The sequence below is a fragment of the Ignavibacteria bacterium genome (assembly GCA_025612375.1).
GTDB lineage: Bacteria > Bacteroidota > Ignavibacteria > Ignavibacteriales > SURF-24 > JAAXKN01.
The window spans coordinates 1-1,262 of record JAAXKN010000127.1; the positions used below are offsets into that span (position 1 = coordinate 1).

Sequence of the window (1,262 nt, forward strand, 5' to 3'; positions counted from 1 at the left end):
GGATCATGATAATAATTCTTCCAGTGCCTCTTGAGTTCACCTGAGTGAACATGAGCATTACTGGGAGTCATCATGTCAAGACTGGTGTGAGGTCTCTTTTCATTATAAATCTCAATAATTTTCTCCAGTTCCCTGGAAGCCTCCTCAATCGAATGAAATTTCATCTGGTTAAGCCATTCACTCTTAAGAATGCCGTTAATCCGTTCTGCAATAGCATTGTCCCTGGGATCACCTCCCTCTGTCATACTTATTTGAAAATGGTTCTTCTTTAAAATTTTAGTGTATTCATTTGAACAGTACTGTACACCACGATCCGAGTGATGATAAATACCCTTTATTCCCCTGGGCAGCTGTTTTAAGGCCATCTGCAGGGCAGTTACCGAATGGCAGGCTTCAAGAGTGTCTCCCAGAGCCCACCCGGTAATCTTTCTGGAGTAGGCATCAGTAATCAAACTCAGATAGCCAAACCCATCATTAATCACAACATAGGTGATATCAGCCACCAAAAGCTGATGAGCCCTCTCCGGGGTAAATTCCTTTATCAGGTTAGGATATTTATGCATCCAGTGATTGCTGTAAGTTGTACGCACCCGGTACTTTCTTTTTCGGGCCAGAAGCCCGTTTTCACGCAAGAATACAAAGAACGAGTCTCTACCCATTTTCAGTTCTTCAGGAAGATCAGTTTCAATTAACCGAAGGAGTTTTCTGCCTCCAATCTTAGGCATTATTTTCCTTTGTTTCTCAACCAATTGGAACAAAATCTCTGTTTTAAACTCTTCCTTACAATTATATTTTGATCGCTGGTAATAGGCTTGCCTACTACGACCAAACAGTTCACACAAGGAGTTAACCTCGTAATTATAACTCTTTGTGTGCAGCTCTGTTACTGTTTGGCACCAGAGTTTTTTCTTACCTTGATCTTTAAATCCCTTTCCGCAATATCGATCATCGTGTTAAGGGCAAGGGTACGAAGACGTTCCTTGTCAAGCTCTTTTTTAAGCTGTTGAATCTCTAACTCCAGCTCCTGCTCCCTGGCTGTTTTTTGAATCTGTTCTTTCATCGCATTCTCAAATTCTATCTCTCTTTGAGTGGGTTTATTGAGCCCAAATTTACGAATCCAATCCGAAATACAACTCCCAGATTTGATGCCGTATTTTTTCTGTATCTCAGAAACGGTGGCATCTGTTTTTAAATACTCCTGGACCACCTTTAATTTAAAATCGTCCGTGTAACTGTTTACTTCTCTTTTCATAAAATCCTAA

General features: G+C 40.6%; 2 protein-coding genes. Both read right to left on the reverse strand.

What is annotated here, in order from left to right; translation table 11 throughout:
* Positions 1-878, reverse strand: an 878-nt coding sequence (locus HF312_21630; protein ID MCU7522808.1) for an IS3 family transposase, incomplete at its 3' end; no start/stop codon positions are given.
* Between the two features lie 5 nt (positions 879-883).
* A complete protein-coding gene (locus tag HF312_21635; protein ID MCU7522809.1) occupies positions 884-1,252 on the reverse strand; it encodes a transposase in 369 nt (122 codons plus the stop codon).
* Positions 1,253-1,262: the final 10 nt, after the last annotated feature.